The 19,602-nt window shown below is 68.1% G+C and carries 16 protein-coding genes and 1 pseudogene; 12 read left to right on the top strand and 5 right to left on the bottom strand.

What is annotated here, in order from left to right; all coding sequences use genetic code 11:
* Nucleotides 1-89: 89 nt before the first annotated feature.
* The 4 genes and pseudogenes from groL (at nucleotide 90) to G6N14_RS13130 (ending at nucleotide 5,579) form a co-directional block, all read left to right on the top strand.
* Nucleotides 90-1,591 (top strand): annotated as a pseudogene (gene groL, locus G6N14_RS13145) (chaperonin GroEL).
* Between the two features lie 160 nt (nucleotides 1,592-1,751).
* Nucleotides 1,752-3,272, top strand: coding sequence for an adenylate/guanylate cyclase domain-containing protein (locus G6N14_RS13140; protein ID WP_085135266.1), 1,521 nt, complete (start codon nucleotides 1,752-1,754; stop codon nucleotides 3,270-3,272).
* 234 nt (nucleotides 3,273-3,506) lie between these two features.
* On the top strand, nucleotides 3,507-4,304 hold the full coding sequence (locus G6N14_RS13135) for an enoyl-CoA hydratase (RefSeq protein WP_085135183.1): 798 nt from the start codon (nucleotides 3,507-3,509) through the stop codon (nucleotides 4,302-4,304).
* 174 nt (nucleotides 4,305-4,478) lie between these two features.
* Entirely contained in the window at nucleotides 4,479-5,579 is a 1,101-nt protein-coding gene (locus G6N14_RS13130; protein WP_085135182.1) for a ferritin-like domain-containing protein, read from the top strand.
* Nucleotides 5,580-5,581: 2 nt separating this feature from the next.
* On the opposite strand, the gene G6N14_RS13125 is transcribed toward G6N14_RS13130, so the two are convergent.
* Complete coding sequence (locus tag G6N14_RS13125) at nucleotides 5,582-6,145, bottom strand: TetR/AcrR family transcriptional regulator (RefSeq protein ID WP_085135181.1); 564 nt, start codon at nucleotides 6,143-6,145, stop codon at nucleotides 5,582-5,584.
* Between the two features lie 145 nt (nucleotides 6,146-6,290).
* On the opposite strand from G6N14_RS13125, the gene G6N14_RS13120 reads away from it, so the two are divergent.
* From G6N14_RS13120 to G6N14_RS13110, 3 genes are all read left to right on the top strand, one after another.
* A complete protein-coding gene (locus G6N14_RS13120; protein WP_085135180.1) occupies nucleotides 6,291-7,247 on the top strand; it encodes an oxygenase MpaB family protein in 957 nt (318 codons plus the stop codon).
* 220 nt (nucleotides 7,248-7,467) lie between these two features.
* The gene (locus G6N14_RS13115; protein WP_085135179.1) at nucleotides 7,468-7,767 is read left to right on the top strand and encodes a GlsB/YeaQ/YmgE family stress response membrane protein; all 300 of its coding nucleotides are present in this window, start codon (nucleotides 7,468-7,470) and stop codon (nucleotides 7,765-7,767) included.
* 9 nt (nucleotides 7,768-7,776) lie between these two features.
* A complete protein-coding gene (locus tag G6N14_RS13110) occupies nucleotides 7,777-8,058 on the top strand; it encodes a hypothetical protein (RefSeq protein WP_085135178.1) in 282 nt (93 codons plus the stop codon).
* 238 nt (nucleotides 8,059-8,296) lie between these two features.
* Here the strand turns inward: G6N14_RS13110 and G6N14_RS13105 are convergent, their stop codons facing one another.
* Nucleotides 8,297-8,587, bottom strand: coding sequence for a WhiB family transcriptional regulator (locus G6N14_RS13105; RefSeq protein WP_085126524.1), 291 nt, complete (start codon nucleotides 8,585-8,587; stop codon nucleotides 8,297-8,299).
* Between the two features lie 260 nt (nucleotides 8,588-8,847).
* On the opposite strand from G6N14_RS13105, the gene G6N14_RS13100 reads away from it, so the two are divergent.
* Nucleotides 8,848-9,636: a hypothetical protein gene (locus G6N14_RS13100; protein WP_085135177.1), complete on the top strand. Its 789-nt coding sequence runs from the start codon at nucleotides 8,848-8,850 to the stop codon at nucleotides 9,634-9,636.
* Here G6N14_RS13100 and G6N14_RS13095 read toward each other — a convergent pair whose 3' ends face one another.
* Nucleotides 9,637-10,041 (bottom strand): DUF5319 domain-containing protein, encoded by a 405-nt coding sequence (locus tag G6N14_RS13095; protein ID WP_046189125.1) that lies wholly within the window; start codon nucleotides 10,039-10,041, stop codon nucleotides 9,637-9,639. It abuts the gene before it with no gap.
* A gap of 272 nt (nucleotides 10,042-10,313) precedes the next feature.
* Here G6N14_RS13095 and guaB point away from each other — a divergent pair, with 272 nt between their 5' ends.
* The 3 genes from guaB to G6N14_RS13080 all read left to right on the top strand — a co-directional run bounded on the left by guaB (nucleotide 10,314) and on the right by G6N14_RS13080 (nucleotide 14,826).
* Nucleotides 10,314-11,780 carry an IMP dehydrogenase gene (gene guaB / locus G6N14_RS13090; protein WP_207569388.1) on the top strand — a complete coding sequence of 489 codons (1,467 nt, stop codon included), beginning with the start codon at nucleotides 10,314-10,316 and terminating at the stop codon, nucleotides 11,778-11,780.
* A gap of 84 nt (nucleotides 11,781-11,864) precedes the next feature.
* Entirely contained in the window at nucleotides 11,865-13,013 is a 1,149-nt protein-coding gene (locus G6N14_RS13085; protein WP_085135175.1) for a GuaB3 family IMP dehydrogenase-related protein, read from the top strand.
* 70 nt (nucleotides 13,014-13,083) lie between these two features.
* Nucleotides 13,084-14,826: a GMC family oxidoreductase gene (locus tag G6N14_RS13080; protein WP_085135174.1), complete on the top strand. Its 1,743-nt coding sequence runs from the start codon at nucleotides 13,084-13,086 to the stop codon at nucleotides 14,824-14,826.
* 4 nt (nucleotides 14,827-14,830) lie between these two features.
* Here the strand turns inward: G6N14_RS13080 and G6N14_RS13075 are convergent, their stop codons facing one another.
* Nucleotides 14,831-17,191, bottom strand: coding sequence for a glycoside hydrolase family 65 protein (locus tag G6N14_RS13075; RefSeq protein WP_085135173.1), 2,361 nt, complete (start codon nucleotides 17,189-17,191; stop codon nucleotides 14,831-14,833).
* A gap of 10 nt (nucleotides 17,192-17,201) precedes the next feature.
* Complete coding sequence (locus G6N14_RS13070) at nucleotides 17,202-17,936, bottom strand: beta-phosphoglucomutase family hydrolase (RefSeq protein ID WP_085135172.1); 735 nt, start codon at nucleotides 17,934-17,936, stop codon at nucleotides 17,202-17,204.
* Nucleotides 17,937-18,047: 111 nt separating this feature from the next.
* Here G6N14_RS13070 and guaA point away from each other — a divergent pair, with 111 nt between their 5' ends.
* Complete coding sequence (gene guaA / locus G6N14_RS13065) at nucleotides 18,048-19,601, top strand: glutamine-hydrolyzing GMP synthase (protein ID WP_085135171.1); 1,554 nt, start codon at nucleotides 18,048-18,050, stop codon at nucleotides 19,599-19,601.
* Nucleotide 19,602 lies beyond the last annotated feature (1 nt).

Here is a 19,602-nt window from a genome sequence, read left to right as displayed (position 1 = left end):
CACGAAGCAACCACCGTGCCCGCCCCGGAGATCCCCGTAATACGGGTGATGTCCGGGGCGGCACGCGTAAAGAAAAGGGCGCAACACCTATGAGCAAGCAGATTGAGTTCAACGAGGCCGCGCGCCGGGCGCTGGAAGCCGGCGTGAACAAGCTCGCCGACGCCGTCCGGGTGACGCTGGGCCCGCGGGGACGCACCGTGGTGCTGGCCAAGTCCTTCGGCGGCCCCACGGTGACCATGGACGGCGTCACCGTGGCCCGGGACGTCGACCTGGAAGACCCGTTCGAGAACCTCGGCGCGCAGCTGGTCAAGTCGGTGGCCACCAAGACCAACGACGTGGCCGGCGACGGCACCACCACCGCCACGGTGCTGGCCCAGGCCATCATCTCCGGCGGCCTGCGCAACGTCGCGGCCGGCGCCAACCCGATTGCGCTGGGCTCCGGCATCGCCAAGGCCGCCGACGCGGTCTCGCAGGCACTGCTGGCCGCGGCCACCCCGGTCTCGGGCAAGGAGTCGATCGCGCAGGTGGCCAACGTGTCCTCGCGCGACGAGGAGATCGGTGAGCTGGTCGGCGAGGCGATGACCAAGGTGGGCAGCGACGGCGTGGTCAGCGTGGAGGAATCCTCGACGCTGTCGACCGAGCTGGAGATCACCGACGGCGTCGGCTTCGACAAGGGCTTCCTGTCGGCGTATTTCGTCACCGACTTCGACGCGCAGGAAGCCGTGCTGGAGGACGCGCTGATCCTGCTGCACCGCGACAAGATCAGCTCGCTGCCGGACCTGCTGCCGCTGCTGGAAAAGGTCGCCGCGGCGGGCAAGCCGCTGCTGATCATCGCCGAGGACGTCGAGGGCGAGCCGCTGTCGACCCTGGTGGTCAACGCGATCCGCAAGACGCTCAAGGCCGTTGCGGTCAAGGCGCCCTACTTCGGCGACCGGCGCAAGGCGTTCCTGGAGGACCTGGCGATCGTCACCGGCGCGCAGGTGATCAACCCCGACGTGGGCCTGACCTTGCGCGACTCCGGCCTGGATGTGCTGGGCACGGCACGCCGGGTGGTGGTCAGCAAGGACGACACCGTGATCGTCGACGGTGCCGGGACCGCCGAGGCCATCGCCGGGCGGGTCAAGCAGCTGCGCGCCGAAATCGAGGCGACCGACTCCGACTGGGACCGGGAGAAGCTGCAGGAGCGGCTGGCCAAACTGGCCGGTGGCGTCGCCGTGATCAAGGTGGGGGCGGCGACCGAGACCGCGCTCAAGGAGCGCAAGCACCGGGTCGAAGACGCGGTGGCGGCGGCCAAGGCCGCGGTCGAGGAGGGCATCGTCACCGGCGGCGGCGTGGCGCTGGTCCAGGCCCGTGCAGCGCTGGCGGAGCTGGCCTCCTCGCTGAGCGGCGACGAGAAGCTGGGCGTCGGCGTATTTTCCGCCGCGCGCTGCAACCAAGGTGTCGACGGCGCTTGGTGTCCTGGTGACGTCCCAAGGTCGCCGACGGTGTCGACGTGTCGCCGGTGGTGCTCACCACGGAAACCGCAGTCGTGGAGAAGCCCGTCGAGGTCGATCCGCACGCCGGCCACGGGCATCACGGGCACGCCCACTAGGTAGTTCCTGACGACGCCCCCCGGTTCGAAACGGACGGGTTGACATGGTCGTCGCAGCACTCTCGATGAGAGGTTGCGGCGACCATGTCGTTTTCGAAACTGGGTAGTGCACCCACGCGAAACGCCCCCCGTTCATGGCCGGGGGTGTTTCGTTATGGGCATGGATCGCATCTGGCAATGGACCTGGGATCGATTCGCGGCGAGGTACTCCTGGGCTATCTACGTGGTCACCTGCGGCATTGTGCTCGCAGTACTCCTTGTTTCGGCGTTTGTCATCGTGGCCTTCGAGGGGGACAGTCACTACGTCGAAGCGGCCGTGTTCATCGTGGCCTGTGTGCCGGTGGTCGCATTCGTGAATGTGCTTCCCGGGCTGGGCGGCGCCCGCCTCATCGAGCAGTGGGCAGCCGGCCATCGGGTCGATCCCGCAACGGCACTGGAAGCCAACTACCGCTGGGCCCGGACCACCGTCACCCGGGCAATCGTCGGTACCGGCCTCATGGTGGCCCTGGCAGCGGTCGTCGTTGGAGCGATTGCCGGGGCGACGGGATCGCGGCTGGTGCAGTACGCGATCCTGGGCGCGGCTATCGGAACGGCCGTCCAGCTGGTCGGTGTGCGCAGCTTCGTGGAGGGCGCGATGCGACCCGTGCGGATAGCCATCGCCGGCGACACCGAAACCGGTGACTGCATGCCCCGCTCCCGGCCGACCTTTGCCGCTTGGACAAACACGGCCATGCTGGCGGGCGTCTTCCAGAACGCCGTGTCCGGCGCGATGTTGGGAGCGGTGTTTCTGCGGACCGGTGCGGATCCTGTGCGTGCCGTCGTGATCGGGATCGCGATGACGCTCGGCTACGCGATTCCGATCACGGTCGGTGCCGCATTCTCCCAATCCCTGTTGCCGATACGCGACCTCGCACGAGGCACTGAGCGTGTGGCAGGCGGGGACTACAGCCACCGACTGCCGGTGGTCCAAGACGATGACCTGGGCGCGCTGGCGGCATCGTTCAACCGCATGCAGGCGGGTTTGGCTGAGCGGCAACGACTTCAGGTGGCATTTGGGACCTATGTCGATCCGGCTCTGTCGGCGCGGCTGCTCGAACAGGGTGACGATGCCTTCATGGGTGAGCGCCGCGAGGTGAGCGTGATGTTCATCGACATCCGGGAATTCACCGCGTTCGCCGAGGTCCATTCCGCGGAGGACACCGTCGCGCGGCTCAACGCGGTACTCGAGATCGTGGTGCCCGCAGTACTCGACGCGGGCGGGCATGTCAACAAGTTCCTCGGCGACGGCACCATGACCGTCTTCGGCGCGCCGAATGCCCTCGACGATCATGCCGACGCCGCGGTGTCGGCCGCCGTCGCGATTCATCGCCGGGTGACTGATCGGTTCGGCGGCGATCTGCGGATCGGTATCGGGATCAACACCGGAAAGGTGATCGCCGGAACCATCGGTGCGGGAGGACATCTCGAGTTCGCGGTGATCGGCGACACGACAAACGTCGCGTCCCGCGTCGAGCAGCTGACCAAGAAGACAGGTGACGCCATTCTGCTCACCCGGCAAACTGTCGACGCCCTGGCCGTTCGGCCGTCCGGGCTGATCGACCGGGGATCGTACTCCGTGAAGGGCAAGTCGGCTGCGGTGCAGGTTTTCGGCCTAGATCCCACGGAGATCCGCCCCGACTGAATTGTGCGCAGCGGCCAACCGGTCCGTGACAGTGGGGCATCGGGCAGAACCGAGACGGCGGTTGGGGGACAAGCCTCGCGCCGGCGGGGGCGTTCTCGTGCTACTCGAGTGCGCCGGTAGTTCGTGATCGCGGCCGGTGCTGGCGTCTCGAAGACGTTCGCTGGCAGGATCGAGACGTCCCACGCTGCGCCGAGCACGAGATCACCGCAGCGGCAATCGAGTGAGGTCGACGCGATGGAAGAACCGCTGCTCTTGCAACACCGCGATGACCGCGGCGTCGTGACGCTGACTCTGAACCGCCCACAATCCTTCAACGCGCTCTCCGAGGCGATGCTCGCGGCGCTGGCCGAAGCCATTGACGCATTGGGTCATGACGCGGCGGTGCGCACGGTCGTGCTGGGGGCATCCGGCAAGGCCTTCTGCGCCGGCCACGATCTGAAGGAAATGCGGGCCCAGCCGTCGTTGGAGTACTATCAGAGCCTGTTCGCGCAGTGCACCGCCGTGATGCTCGCGATCCAGCGCCTGCCGGTCCCGGTGATCGCGCGGGTCCAGGGGCTCGCCACTGCTGCGGGTTGTCAGCTCGTCGCGATGTGCGATCTCGCGGTGGCCGGCCAGGACGCGCGCTTCGCGGTGAGCGGCATCAACGTCGGGCTCTTCTGCGCGACTCCGGGGGTGGCGCTGACGCGCAATGTGCCGCGAAAGGCTGCCTTCGAGATGCTCGTGACCGGTGAATTCATCACCGCCGAGCAGGCCCGCGTGTTGGGGCTGGTCAACAAGGTGGCGGCACCCGAGGCGCTGGACGACGAGGTCGAGGCGCTGATCGCCGGAATCGTCGCGAAACCGGCTGCCGCCGTCGCCATGGGTAAGGCCCTGTTCTACCGCCAGATCGAAACCGGCATCGAGTCGGCCTATGCGGACGCGGCCGCGACCATGGCCCGCAACATGATGGATCCGAGCGCGCTCGAGGGCGTCGCGGCCTTTGTCGAGAAGCGCCCGCCCAGCTGGTCGGCGGCGCAGGCGTCCACGACATAGCCCCGGCCGGCCGCCCCCCGCGCCGACCAGACGCCTTTGGCTCGGGCGGTGTGGAGGGCGTGACACGGGGGAGTCTGCGGAATCCGCGTCGTGCTTGACGCCCCGCCCTGCGCGGCGCAGTGTGAGACAGGTCATACGATCACCGGTCGCACCCCGGCAAGAAGGCGGCAGCTCATGACCACGAGGGATAAATACACGACGGTGCCCGAACCCTATTCGTGGCAGGCCGCCAGCGCCGGCGACGCGTGCTTCACGTGGGAATACGACGGGGGGCGGTCACGGCTCCTGTCGCTGTACCAAAAGGGCAAGGACAAGCAGTGGGATGCCCAGTCGCGCATCGACTGGAACCAAGACGTCGACCCGATGAATCCGCTCGGGTTGCCGGACGACTTCCATCCGCTGTTCGGCAGCCCCATGTGGGACGCCGCAGACGAGGCGCGTCGCGCCGAGATGCGCCAGCACCATCAGTCCTGGCAGTTCTCGCAGTTTCTGCACGGCGAGCAGGGCGCGATGGTGTGCGCGGCCAAGATCGTCGAGGTCGTTCCGGACTTGGATGCGAAGTTCTACGCGGCCACCCAAACCATGGACGAGGCCCGGCACGTCGAGGCCTTCTCACGGTTCTTGCAGGACAAGGCCGAGATGGTCTACCCGATCAACACGCACCTGACCGCCCTGCTGGACGACACGTTGCGCGATTCACGCTGGGACATGCCCTATCTGGGCATGCAAGTCCTCATCGAGGGGCTTGCGCTGGCCGCGTTCGGCGTGCTGCGTGACGTGTCGGCGGAGGGCTCGCTGGCCAAGCAGATCTTGGCCTACGTCATGCAGGATGAGGCAAGGCACGTCGCGTTCGGGCGAATCTCCTTGAAGGACTACTACTCTGCACTGACCGAGGCAGAACGCGACGAGCGCGAAGAGTTCGTGGTGGACGCGTGCTATCTGATGCGCGACCGGTTCCGTGGTGAAGAGGTGTTCGAAACCCTGGGCATGAACGTCAAGGAGTGCGCCGAGTGGGTCGACGCGTCACCGCTGATGATTCAGTTCCGCTCACATCTGTTCAGCCGGATCGTGCCGATCGTCAAGGACATCGGGTTGTGGGGACCCAAGGTGCGCAAGGCGTTCCGGGACATGGGGGTGCTCGACATGGCCGGATTCGACATCGACGCGCTGATGAAGGCCGACGAGGACCAGGCCGAATCCCTCGACAGGGCGCATGCCGAAATGGCCGAGCGGGCCGTCGAGGTCAACGAGGTGATCGCCGCGGGCGCGGGCTGACCCTAGCCGGAACTGGCCAGCAGGCCGGTCGAGGCGAACTTCAGGCCGGCGCGCAGCTCGTCGAGCGAGATGGGATCGTCGGACTCGATGTAGCGCATCGTGGTCGCCACGGCCATGTTGAAGAACAACCAGGCCAGCGCGCTCGGGCTCAGTTCGCCGCGGTAGTGGCTGCGGTAGTGGCTCATGTGCAGGGTGGTCATCGCCAGCAGGGTGGCGTTGAGCCCGGAGACGTTCGCGAAGGCCCGCAGGTTGTCGGGCCGCTGGGCCAGATAGCGGATCAGCCGGCGGTTGGCGATCGTGTAGTCGATGAGGATGTCGATCGACGCCTCCATCGCCGCGGCCGGCCGGTCCAGGGTGATCGCCCGGAGCATGCCCTCGATCGCGGGCGCCTGTTCGGCGGCCAGCCGCTCCACCGCGGCATCGATGATCTGCTCCTTGTTCGCGAAATACTGGTAGATCGAGCCCTTGCTGATATCGGCCGTCTCGGCGATCAGATTGGTGGTGATCTCCTCGGGCGGATGACGGTGCAGCAGGGCGGTCGTCGACGCCACTATTTTTGCGACCATCTCACGGGAGCGCGCCTGCTGTGGTGATTTTCGACGCTTTGAACTGGGATTACTTGGGTTCACCAAAGTTCCTAACGCGACTTGTATGCGACCGTATGTGCACATTAGCGTCGGCGCGCCAGCACGTCGACGACAGGGGACGCCAATGACCTCCACGCCCGATCTCCAGGCCGACCGGCCGGCCGCCGACCTCGAGGAGCGCGCGGAGATCGAGCTGGTTCCGCCGGATTCGCTGGCCGCCGAGCACACCGGTCGCTGGACCTACCTGATCCTGGAGGGCGCGGCGTTCATGATGCAGGCCATGCATCCGATCATCGCCGAGGTCACCGGCCGCTATTCGGCGGCCTTCCACGGCGATTCGGCCGGCCGGGCGATCCGGTCCGTCGACTCGGTGTTGCGCTGGACCTACGGCGGAACGGAGGCCAGGGCCGAAGGGGACCGGGTCCGGGCGCTGCACAAGCCGATCACCATGAAAAGCGCCGAAACCGGCAAGCAGATCAGCGCCTTGAACCCGGAGGCCTATCAGTGGGTGATCGCCACCGCTTACATCATCAACGCCCAGGCGGGCCGCTTATTGATCGGCCGCGAGTTCACCGACGCCGAAAAGGACGAACTGCTGCGCGACAACCGCAGGTTGGCCCGGCTGCTGCACGTGCCAATGCGGGGTTACCCCGAGTCGCAGCGGGAAATGGCCGATTACTTCGAGCGCATGGTCGGCACATTGCGCGGTACGCCCGAGGCGCTGCGTTTGCTCGCCGACCTGCAGGCCGGTACCACCGAGCTGCCCCCGAAGGTGCCGAAATTGATGGCGCCGCTGATTCGGACCGCTCTGCGGCCGGTGATGCGGTTCAACTACCTGTCGGTGGTCGGGCTGCTGGACCCACGGCTGCGCGCGAAGCTCGGTGTCGGCTGGAGCCCGGCGGAAGAGCGCAAACTCACCCGTGTCTACACCGTCATTCGGATCGCTTACCGCGTGCTGCCCGACCGGCTCACCTACTTCCCCCTGGCCTATCACGCCCGCAAACACCACCAGTGCCTGGAGAAGATGAAGCAGCGCCAGGAGAAGTCCTTCGCCTACCACCTGCCCGAGGTCGCCGAGTAACACCGCGAACACTGCTCAGGACGTCCCGGACAGCTCCCGCGGAACATCTTTGTCAACACCGCACCCGGGGTGGCGAATGCATTGCATTGATTATCAATTCATTTTTTGGCCCCGTCCGGACACACTCAAGTGACCGGTGATTAGCCACCGACGAAATGGGGTATCAATCCACCGCGGCGCCGACCACTGCGGCGCTCAGGGTGTTGAAAAGGAGATCACCATGGACGCAATGGCGGCCACCGAATTCCTGGCACGTTCCACAACGTTGACCAGTGTGGGGTGGATCGGCTATATCGTGATCGGCGCTATTGCCGGCTGGATCGCGGGCATTGTGATGAAAACCAAGTATGGCCTGCTCACCGATGTAGTCGTGGGTGTCGTCGGAGCCCTGATCGGGGGATTCCTGCTCAGTTTCGTCGTCGACACCGCGAGCGGCGGCTGGTGGTTCACCTTGTTCACCGCGGTCCTGGGAGCGGTCATTCTGCTCTGGCTGCTGCGAGTCTTCGGGCGCGAGGTGTAAGGAGCCGCCATGATGAAAAATGTTGCGTTGGCAGCCCTTGCGCTGGGAGTCATGTTCTCCGGTGCGTGTTCGGCCTCTGAGGTGATCAACACCGGCGGCGACACCCGATGCAAGGACTTCGTCGATCACGACGAGAAGAAGCAGGACGACGAGATAACCAAGATGCTCAAAGACCGCAGTGGCACCGATCCGGCCGCGCTGGAGGTCTCGGCAACGCGGCTGTCGGTGTCGACCTACTGCAAGACCCTGGGCAAACCGGACAGCAAAATATCCGAGGCGCCGCACGGCTGAGCTGACGTTCGCACCACACGGCGCGGTAGCCGCGCCGTGTGGTGCGAACGTTTTGGCCGGTGCCGTCGCCGCGGTCGGCGTCGGGACGACGTGCGCGCGGGGCGGTGCACGCTTCGCCGAGACGCGACCGATCCACCCGCATTGCCGGGGGGCGAACAGCCCCCGGGAAATTCCGGGGGCTGCTCGGGGATACCCACGGGCCGCGGACGTGACGCCGCCGCACCGGTCGGGGAAGTAGTTAGCCGCTGGGCCGCAAGTTGCAGCGCAACGCCGCGTGCCGCTCGGCTTCGGACATGCCGCCCCAGATGCCATAGGGTTCGCCCACGGCGAGCGCGTGCGCGCGGCACTGCTCGAGCACCGGGCAAGCGCGGCACCACTTTTTGGCATTCTGTTCCCGCTGTGCCCGCGCACGGCCCCGTTCTCCGTCGGGCGGGAAGAACACCGACGAGTCGACTCCCCGACACGCTCCGCGGAGCTGCCAATCCCATACGTCCGCGTTGCGGCCCGGCAACTGCTCAACCTGTGGCATGGGGAACCCCTCTCCAAACGCTGGTCGGGCCGGGTCTCACGGAGGACGGCCTGGCGAGCGTTATCTTCAGGTGCTGCGCGTAAAACAGCGCCGGCAGAATTCCGGCGCCGTGGGGACGGTAACCAAACGATCTGAAGTAATACCTACGCGAGGATTAAGAAAGGCTGGCCTAAACGAGTGGACATTCCGTGAGAGTGGATGTTATTCCGCATTCTGTGGATTGGTGAAGGTATGTCACCTGCGCGTAACGTCGCCCAGCGATGATCGAGGACTCAGAAGCTGTTCTGGCAGCAGCCGCCTTCGGAGACGAACCGGGCTGCTGGCCCTTGCCTGAAGCGGCCAATCCCCGGCAGCGGTGGTTGCGTGCCGTCGCCGCCGGCGGCCAGGGTCGGTACGCCAGCGCCGCTGCCGATCTGAACGCATTGTTACGCGCGGTTCCGGCGGGGCCGCTGGCCTCCCAGGCCAATAGCACCCGCGGTTCTTTCCTGCGCCAACTCGGCGGGCACGATCTGGCCCGCGGCTTCGACGGCCGGGCATTGGCACTGGCCGGCGACGATCCCGTCGCCCGTGCCGACGCGCTGGTGGGGTTGGCGGCCGACGCCCTGGGTGTCGGGCGGTTTGCGGCGTCGGCCGCACTGCTGGCCCGGCTGGCCCCCGAGTCGGCCGCCGCGCCGCCGCGCCTGGCGGTCCGCCGGCATTGGGTGGCCGCGGAACTGGCGATGGTCACCGGCGATGGGCCGGCCGCGGTGCGCAATGCCGAGCGGGCCGCGGCGCTCGTCGGCGACGGCATGGCGCGACACCGGGTGAAAAGTCAGGTGGTGCTGGCCGGGGCGCTGTGCTGCGCGGGCAACGTCGACCGGGCGCGGGTGGTGGCCGAGGACGCGATCGCAGAGACCGGGCGGCTGGGGCTGGTGCCGTTGAGGTGGGCGCTGGCCTGCATGCTGGCCGACATCGGCAGCCCTAGGTGGACCGCTGCGGAACTGCGGGAGCTGCGTGAAGACGCCGCGGGGCTGGTGGGCCACCGGGGCGGGAACTGGCAGCCGCGGTGATCAGCGGTAGCCGTCGGCTTCCGAGGTCGCCCCGTTGAGCGACGCGTCGGCGTAGCCGCGGCAGTAGTCCCACGTCACGTAGCTGTCGGGCTCGGGGTCGTAGGCCGGCTCGTGCGGGCGGACGGTGCCGTCGATGAGCAGCTGCAGCAGGTTGGCGCGCAGCATGTCCCAATCGTGGTAGTGATCCTGCTGGCAGTCGTCGCAACACACCACCAGGCCGCGAATTCCCCTGTGGGCCAGCAATGCTTCGTAGACCGCCAGATCGGCGAGGTCTGCCTCGACCGCACTGCGCTCCTGCGGATCCAGCGGCTGGCCCGGTTCGACGGCGTCCAGCGCGGCAGACGGGTCGTGAGGATCGTCGGCGAACGGGTCCGGCGGCAAACCGGGTGGCAGGTGGTCACGCACGCCCCTCAGGGTACGCAGTCGCCATGACCGAACGCCAGCGGCAGGTGGCGGCACACCCCGCGCGGCGGTCAAGTTGGTGGCGGGCGAAGGCGCCGGCGCGCCGCGATTAGGATGGTCTTCTCACCCCGGCTTTGTAGTGGAGGCTCCCAGATGGCCGTTGGTTGTCCAAACCGGAAGTCAGTGCCCAAATGACCGGCCAGTACGCCGCCGGACCGATCGATGACGCGGTGTACGCCGGCGGTGCGCTCGACGGCCAGTCCCCGAAGATCGCCATGCTGGGGCTGACCTTCGACGATGTGCTGCTGCTCCCGGCGGCCTCCGATGTGGTGCCGGCTACCGCGGACACCGCCAGCCGGCTCACCCGCAACATTGCGCTCAGGGTGCCGCTGGTCAGCTCCGCGATGGACACCGTCACCGAGGCGCGCATGGCGATTGCGATGGCCCGTGCCGGCGGCATGGGCGTGCTGCACCGCAATCTGCCGGTCGCCGAGCAGGCCGGCCAGGTGGAGACGGTGAAGCGATCCGAGGCGGGGATGGTGACCGACCCGGTGACCTGCACGTCGGAGAACACCCTGGCCGAGGTGGACGCGCTGTGCGCCCGCTTCCGGATCTCCGGGCTGCCCGTCGTCGACAACAACGGCTCTCTGGTCGGGATCATCACCAACCGGGACATGCGCTTCGAGGTCGACCAGAACAAGCCGGTCGCCGAGGTGATGACCAAGGCGCCACTGATCACCGCGCAGGAGGGCGTCTCCGCCGAGGCCGCGCTGGGCCTACTGCGCCGGCACAAGATCGAGAAGCTGCCGATCGTCGACGGCCGCGGGAAGCTGACCGGGCTGATCACGGTCAAAGACTTCGTCAAGACCGAACAGCACCCGCTGGCCACCAAGGACAGCGATGGCCGGCTGCTGGTCGGGGCCGCGGTCGGCGTCGGCGACGATGCCTGGGTGCGGGCCATGACCCTGGTGGACGCCGGTGTCGACGTCTTGATCGTCGACACCGCCCATGCCCACAACCGCGGTGTGCTCGACATGGTCGGCAAGCTCAAAGCCGAAGTCGGTGAGCGCGTCGAGGTGGTCGGCGGTAACGTCGCCACCCGCGGGGGAGCCGCCGCGCTGGTCGAAGCCGGTGCCGACGCGGTGAAGGTCGGGGTGGGCCCCGGCTCAATCTGCACCACCCGGGTGGTCGCCGGGGTAGGTGCCCCGCAGATCACCGCCATCATGGAGGCAGTGGCCGTCTGTGCCCCGGCCGGAGTGCCGGTGATCGCCGACGGCGGGCTGCAGTACTCCGGTGACATCGCCAAGGCGCTGGCGGCCGGCGCGTCGACGACGATGCTGGGCTCGCTGTTGGCCGGCACCGCCGAATCGCCCGGCGACCTGATCTTCGTCAACGGCAAGCAGTTCAAGAGCTACCGCGGCATGGGTTCGCTGGGCGCCATGCAGGGCCGGGGCGGCGCCAAGTCCTACTCCAAGGACCGCTACTTCCAGGACGACGCGCTCTCCGAGGACAAGCTGGTGCCCGAGGGCATCGAGGGCCGGGTGCCGTTCCGGGGGCCGCTGAGCACCGTCATCCACCAGCTCACCGGCGGGCTGCGGGCGGCGATGGGTTACACCGGTTCGGCCACCATCGAACAGTTGCAGCAGGCGCAGTTCGTGCGGATCACCGCCGCCGGCTTGAAGGAAAGCCACCCGCACGACATCACCATGACCGTCGAAGCGCCGAACTACTACGTGCGTTAAGCGCCGAAACCGACGTTTTGCGGGTCGCCACCCGTGCTTGTGCTGCAGAATGTCGGTTTCGCGGAAAGATAAGGGTGACCCCGCATGCGTGACATGGTTGAGATCGGCATGGGCCGCACCGCCCGTCGCACCTATGAGCTCGAAGACATCAACATCGTGCCGTCCCGGCGTACCCGCTCCTCCAAGGACGTGTCCACCGCCTGGCAGCTGGACGCCTACCGGTTCGAGATGCCGGTGCTGGCCCACCCCACCGATGCGCTGGTCTCCCCGGAGTTCGCCGTCGAGCTGGGCCGGCTCGGCGGCCTGGGCGTGCTCAACGCCGAGGGTCTCATCGGCCGGCACGCCGACGTGCAAGCCAAGATCGCCCAGGTGATCGAGGCCGCCGCCAAGGAACCCGAGCCCTCGGCGGCGATCCGGCTGCTGCAGCAGTTGCACGCCGCCCCCTTGGACCCCGAGCTGCTCGGCGCCGCGGTAGCGCGCATCAGCGAGGCCGGAGTGACCACCGCGGTACGGGTAAGTCCGCAGAACGCCGCGGCGCTGACCCCCGCGCTGGTGGCGGCCGGGGTCGACCTGCTGGTTATCCAGGGCACCATCATCTCCGCCGAGCGGGTCGCGGTGGATCGCGACGGGGCCGGCGAACCGCTCAACCTGAAGACCTTCATCTCCGAGCTGGACATCCCGGTGGTGGCAGGCGGGGTGATCGACCATCGCACCGCGCTGCACCTGATGCGGACCGGCGCTGCCGGGGTGATCGTCGGCTACGGCTCCACCTCCGGAGTGACCACGTCCGATGAGGTGCTGGGCATCTCGGTGCCGATGGCCACGGCGATCGCCGATGCGGCCGCCGCGCGCCGCGAATACCTCGACGAGACCGGCGGACGCTACGTGCATGTGCTCGCCGACGGCGATATCCACACCTCCGGCGACCTGGCCAAGGCGATCGCCTGCGGCGCCGACGCAGTCGTGCTGGGCACGCCGCTGACCGCCGCGGCCGAGGCGCAGGGCGACGGCTGGTACTGGCCGTCGGCTGCCGCCCACCCGTCGCTGCCGCGCGGTGCGCTGATGCAGTTCGCCTACGGCGAGCGCCCCAGCCTCGAGCAGGTTCTCGAGGGGCCCTCCGACGACCCGTTCGGCTCGCTTAACCTGGTCGGCGGGCTGCGCCGCTCGATGGCCAAGGCCGGCTACTGCGATCTCAAGGAATTCCAGAAGGTGGGGCTGACCGTCGGTTCCTGACCGGCGGTCCGAGTGAGATTCGCGGCCTACCCGGCCCGGTTACCCGCCAGTAGGTCCATACTGGGGTGTTATGGAGTTGGATAGCCGACCTGACTACGACGTCCTGATCATCGGCTCGGGTTTCGGCGGCAGCGTGAGTGCGCTGCGGCTGACCGAGAAGGGGTACCGCGTAGGCGTTCTGGAAGCGGGACGCCGCTACGCCGATGAGGACTTCGCCAAGAATTCCTGGCACCTGCGGGAATTCCTGTGGGCGCCGAAGCTGGGCTGCTATGGCATTCAGCGCATCCATCTGCTCAACAACGTGATGGTGCTGGCCGGTGCCGGAGTCGGCGGCGGCTCGCTGAATTACGCCAACACCCTCTATGTGCCGCCGGAACCCTTCTTCGCCGACAAGCAGTGGGCACACATCACCGACTGGCGCGCCGAGTTGATGCCGCACTACGACCAGGCGCAGCGGATGCTCGGTGTGGTCAAGAACCCGACGTTCACCGACGCCGACCGCATCGTCAAGGAGGTCGCCGACGAGATGGGGGTCGGTGACACCTTCGTGGCCACCCCGGTCGGCGTGTTCTTCGGCCCGGACGGCGCCCGCGGGGGCAAGGCGCCGGGCAAGACGGTGGCCGACCCGTACTTCGGCGGCGCCGGTCCGAAACGCACCGGCTGCCTCGAATGCGGCGAGTGCATGACGGGCTGCCGATGGGGCGCCAAGAACACCTTGGTGAAGAACTACCTCTACCTCGCGGAGTCCGCCGGCGCACAAGTGCATCCGATGACCACCGTGACGGCGTTCGAGCAGGATGCCGACGGGCTGTGGCGAGTGCAGACGGTGCGCACCGGTCCTGGACTTGCGCGGCGACGCAAGACTTTCACCGCGCGCCACCTGATCCTGGCGGCCGGCACCTACAACACCCAGCGGCTGCTGTTCAAGATGCGCGACCGGGGCAAGCTGCCGAAGCTGTCCGACAAGCTGGGGGTGCTCACTCGCACCAACTCCGAATCGATCGTGGGTGCGGCAACGTTGAACGTCAACCCGGAGCTGAACCTGACTCACGGCGTTGCGATCACGTCCTCGATTCATCCCACCGCCGATACCCATGTCGAACCGGTGCGCTACGGCAAGGGCTCGAATGCCATGGGGCTGCTGCAGACCCTGATGACCGACGGCACCGGCCCGCAAGGCACCGATGTGCCGCGCTGGAGACAGCTGCTGGACCAGGCCGGCGAAGACCCGCGCCACATCCTGCGACTGCTCAACCCGCGACGGTGGAGTGAGCGCACGGTGATCGCCCTGGTGATGCAGCATCTGGACAACTCGATCACCACGTTCACCAGACGTGGCCGGCTGGGCCTGCGCCGCTACAGCAGCAAGCAGGGCCACGGCGAGCCGAACCCGAGCTGGATTCCGGTCGGCAACGAGGTCACCCGCCGGATCGCCGCCAAGATCGACGGAGTGGCCGGGGGCACCTGGGGAGAGTTGTTCAACATCCCGCTCACCGCGCACTTCCTGGGCGGCGCCGCGATCGGGGACAGCCCCGAACACGGTGTCATCGACCCCTACCAGCGGGTGTACGGCTACCCGACCCTGGCGGTGATGGACGGCGCGGCGGTGTCGGCCAACCTCGGTGTCAATCCCTCACTGTCGATCACCGCGCAGGCCGAGCGGGCCGCGTCGTTGTGGCCCAACAAGGACGAGGTCGATCTGCGGCCTGCCCAGGGCGAGCCCTACCGGCGGCTGGAACCGATCGCGCCGAAGAACCCGGCGGTGCCCGATCACGCCAAGGGTGCGCTGCGCTGGTCCGCCGGTATCGCCTGAGGTATCAGCGCGCGACCTCCCGGCGGTGCGTCGGTGCGCGGCCGGGCGGCTGGACCGGGGTGGGCAACAGCGGCTCGCGGCGGCGGACCGGCAGCGTCGTCGGGGACTGAGTGTTCAGTTCGACGTCCTGGCCGGCATGGTTGATCATCAGCCGCCCGTCGGGGCCGTCGCGCAGGGTGTAGGTGACCTCGTTGTGGCTGGCGTCGACCGTCACCCGAAATCCGTGCCAGCGCAACCGGAACCGCAGCCGTGATATCCCGTCGGGCAGTGCGGGGTCCAGCGCCAGCACGCCGGTGTCCTCACGCAGGCCGCCGAACCCGGCCACCAGAGCCAGCCAGGCCCCGGCCAGCGCCGCCAGGTGCAGGCCGTCGCGGGTGTTGTCGTGCAGGTCGCGCAGATCGATGAACGCCGTCTCGTAGGTGTAGTCGTGGGCCAACTCCAAGTGCCCCACCTCGGCGCACATCACCGCCTGGGTGCACGCCGACAGCGACGAGTCCCGCACGGTGCGCCGTTCGTAGTAATCGACGTTGCGGGCTTTCTGCTCAGCGGTGAACGCGTGGCTGCGCCACTGCATGGCCAGCAGAAGATCGGCCTGCTTGACCACCTGCGCCGGGTACAGCCGTACGTAGGGCTCGTTGAGCAGCAGCGGGTAGGCGTTGTGGTTCTCGAAGTCCCATTCGGCGGCCGAGGTGAAGCCCTCGCACTGCGGGTGCACCCCCAGCTCCTCGTCGTAGGGGATGTGTGCGGCCTCGGCGGCGTCGCGCCAGCCGGCCATCTCCTCGGTGGTGACCCCCAGCTCGTGGGCGGCATCGGGGTGGCGGGCGCAGGCGTCGGCGGCGGTGCGCAGGTTGTGGGCGGCCATCAGGTTGGTGAACACGTTGTCCCGCACGACGGCGGTGTACTCGTCGGGTCCGGTGACCCCGGACAGGTGCCACACCCCGTGCCGGTCGTGGTGACCCAGCGATCGCCAGAGCCGCGCCGTCTCGACCAGCACGGCCAGCCCGCATTCCTGCTCGACGGTGCTGTCGCCGGTGACCACCCGGTACTGCTCGAACGCCGCTGCGATGTCGGCGTTGATGTGCCAGGCGGCGGTGCCCGCGGGCCAGTACCCGGAGCATTCCTGGCCTCGGATGGTCCGCCACGGGAAAGCCGCCCCGGCCAGCCCCAGCTCGGCGGCTCGCCCACGCGCGAGGTCCAGGGTGGTCGCCCGCCAGCGCAGCGCGTCGGCGGCGGCCTGCGGAGCGGTGTAGATCAGCACCGGCAGGATGAAGCTCTCGCTGTCCCAGAAGGTGTGGCCGTCATAACCGGTGCCGGTCAGCCCCTTGCTGGGGATGGCGCGGCGTTCGGCGCGGGCGCTGGCCTGCAGCAGATGGAACAGCGCGAAGCGGACCGCCTGCTGGCAGTCCGGATCGCCGTGGACTTCGACGTCGGCGCCGTCCCAGAACTCGTCGAGGTATGCCCGCTGGGCGTCGAGCAGCCCCTGCCAGCCGCTGTAGCGGGCACCGGTCAGCGCGGCGATGGCCTGGTCGCGCAGCGCCGGCCGGGATCGTTCACTGGACCAGCCGTAGGACAGGTACTTGACGATGCGCAGCTTCTGCCCCGGGCGTAGCCCGCACACGATGGTGGTTGCCGCCACGTCGGGGATCGTGATGGTCGTGACCTGGACCCGGCCGGGCACCTCGACCTCGTGGTCCATGGCCGCGGCCATCATCAGTCCGCTCGCACGGGTGCGGTGCACCAGCACCGCGCCGGTGTTGTTGTTCTCGCGTTCGACGGCCTCCAGCGGGTTCTCCAGGATGGCCGCCACCCGGGGGTCATCGGAGGTCGGGGGCTGGTCCTCATTGGCGACCAGCTCCGACTGCACGGTGACCCGGACGAACTCGTCGACCGCCTCGACGACGTATTCGATCGCCGCGACGCCGCGATGGGCCAGCGACACCAGCCGAGTCGAGTGCACCTTGACCTGCTTTTTCGCCGGTGAGCGCCAGTGGATGTGGCGGGTCAGAGTGCCTGCGCGCATGTCCAGGATGCGCTGGTGATCGATCAGCTCCCCGTAGCGGACATCCAGGGGCTCGTCGTCGACCATCAGCCGGATGATCTTGCCGTTGGTCACGTCGACGACGGTCTGCCCGGCCTGCGGGTAGCCGTAACCGGCCTCGGCGTGCGGCAGCGGGCGCACCTCGTAGAAGGAGTTCAGGTAGGTGCCGGGCATGCCGTGCGGTTCGCCCTCGTCGAGGTTGCCACGCAGACCGATGTGTCCGTTGGACAGCGCGAACAGCGACTCGGTCTGTCCGAGTAGGTCCAGGTCGAGCCGGGTCTCGCGGATCTGCCACGGCTCGATCGGGAAGTAGTCCTGCGGGATCATCGGCGCTCTCTCACAACAGTTCCTCCAGATCGGTGACGACCACGTCGGCGCCATGGCTCAGCAGGTCGTCGCGCTGGCCCACGCGGTCGACGCCCACCACGAAGCCGAACCCGCCGGCCCGCCCGGCCGCCACGCCCGCCAGCGCATCCTCGAACACCGCGCACGCCGCGGGAGTGACGCCCAGCAGCTGCGCGGCCCGCAGGAACGAATCGGGGGCGGGTTTGCCCGCGATGTGTTCGGTGCGCAGGGTCACGCCGTCGACTCGTTGGCCGATGAACTTGTCAAGACCGGTCAGCGCCAGAATCTCACCGGCATTGGCGCTGGCCGACACCACCGCGGTGGCCAGGCCCGCGGCGGTGACCGCCGCCAGGTAGCGCCGGGACCCCTCGAACACCTCCACCCCGTCGGCCCGCAGCGTCAGCTGGAACGCCTCGTTCTTGCGGTTGCCCAGCCCGTGCACGGTCTCGGCGTCCGACGGGTCGTCGTCGGTGCCGTCGGGCAGCGTGATGCCGCGGCTGGCCAGGAACGCGCGCACCCCGTCGTCGCGTTTCCGGCCGTCGACGAAGCGCCGGTAATCGCTGTCTGGGTCGAACGGCGTGAATGCGCCGCCGGTGCGCCGGGCACGCGCCGCCAGGTAGGCGTCGAACATGGCCTTCCAGGCGCGGGTGTGCACGCTTGCGGTATCGGTGAGCACGCCGTCGAGGTCGAACAAGCAGGCTCGCACCGTCTCGGGCAGGCCCAGCACCGTGTTCTGCGTTCGGATGATGCGGCGATCTCCTTCCGCTAGCGGTGTATCTCCATTCCCGCCATGCGCGCCGTTGGTTCGTTGACTCTAACCGCCACTAGACTCCGTGCGGTGTCGTCACCCTCGTCGCGCCCCGTGTTGGTCATCGACTTCGGCGCGCAATACGCCCAACTGATCGCCCGCCGGGTCCGCGAAGCGCGGGTGTTCTCCGAAGTGGTCCCGCACACCGCGACCGTCGAGGAGATCGCTGCGCGCGATCCGCTGGCCATCGTGCTGTCCGGCGGACCCGCCAGCGTCTACGCCGAGGGCGCCCCTCAGCTCGATCCGGCGCTGTTCGACCTCGACATTCCGGTGTTCGGGATCTGCTACGGCTTCCAGGCCATGGCGGCCGCACTCGGCGGCACCGTGGAGCGCACCGGCACCAGTGAGTACGGCCGCACCGAGCTGACGGTGACCGCAGGCGAGCTGCACGCGGGCCTGCCGGCCACCCAGCCGGTATGGATGAGCCATGGCGACGCGGTCACCCAACCGCCGCAGGGGTTCACCGTGGCGGCTCGCACCGCCGGTGCGCCGGTGGCCGCGTTCGAGAACCGTGCCCGCCGGCTGGCCGGGGTGCAGTACCACCCCGAAGTGCTGCACACCCCGTACGGCCAGCGTGTGCTCAACCGGTTCCTGCACGAGTTCGCCGGCATCGACGCGTCCTGGACGCCCGCCAACATCGCCGATGCGCTGATCGAGCAGGTGCGCGAACAGATCGGCGAGGGCCACGCCATCTGCGGGCTCTCCGGCGGGGTGGACTCCGCGGTGGCCGCGGCACTGGTGCAGCGTGCCATCGGCGACCGGCTGACCTGTGTGTTCGTCGATCATGGGCTGCTGCGGGCCGGCGAACGCGAGCAGGTGCAGAACGACTTCGTCCTGGCGACGGGAGCCAAGCTGGTCACCGTGGACGCCGCAACGGTGTTCCTGGAGGCGCTGAGCGGGGTGTCCGACCCGGAGGGCAAGCGAAAGATCATCGGGCGCCAGTTCATCCGGGCGTTCGAAGGTGCGGTGCGAGACACGTTGGGCGACCACGACGTCGAGTTCCTGGTGCAGGGCACGCTGTATCCCGACGTGGTGGAATCCGGCGGTGGCGCCGGCACCGCCAACATCAAGAGTCACCACAACGTCGGTGGGCTGCCCGACGACCTGAAGTTCAGCCTCGTCGAGCCGCTGCGGCTGCTGTTCAAAGACGAGGTGCGCGCGGTCGGTCGTGAGCTGGGACTGCCGGAGGAAATCGTTGCTCGCCAACCCTTCCCGGGCCCCGGGCTGGGTATCCGGATTGTCGGCGAGGTCACCGCCCAGCGGCTGGCGACGCTGCGGCAGGCCGACGCGATAGCCCGCGAGGAGTTGACCGCCGCGGGCCTGGACCACCAGATCTGGCAGTGCCCGGTGGTGCTTTTGGCCGATGTCCGTTCGGTGGGGGTGCAGGGCGACGGCCGTACCTACGGCCATCCGATCGTGCTGCGGCCGGTGTCCAGTGAGGACGCCATGACCGCCGACTGGACTCGGGTTCCCTACGAGGTGCTCGAGCGGATTTCCACCCGGATCACCAACGAGGTGGCCGAGGTCAACCGGGTGGTGTTGGATATCACCAGCAAACCACCCGGCACTATTGAGTGGGAGTAGC

The sequence above is a fragment of the Mycolicibacter hiberniae genome, assembly GCF_010729485.1.
In the GTDB taxonomy this organism is placed as follows: domain Bacteria; phylum Actinomycetota; class Actinomycetes; order Mycobacteriales; family Mycobacteriaceae; genus Mycobacterium; species Mycobacterium hiberniae.
Note: the sequence above shows the minus strand (reverse complement) of the source record. Positions and strands in the feature narration are given on the sequence as shown.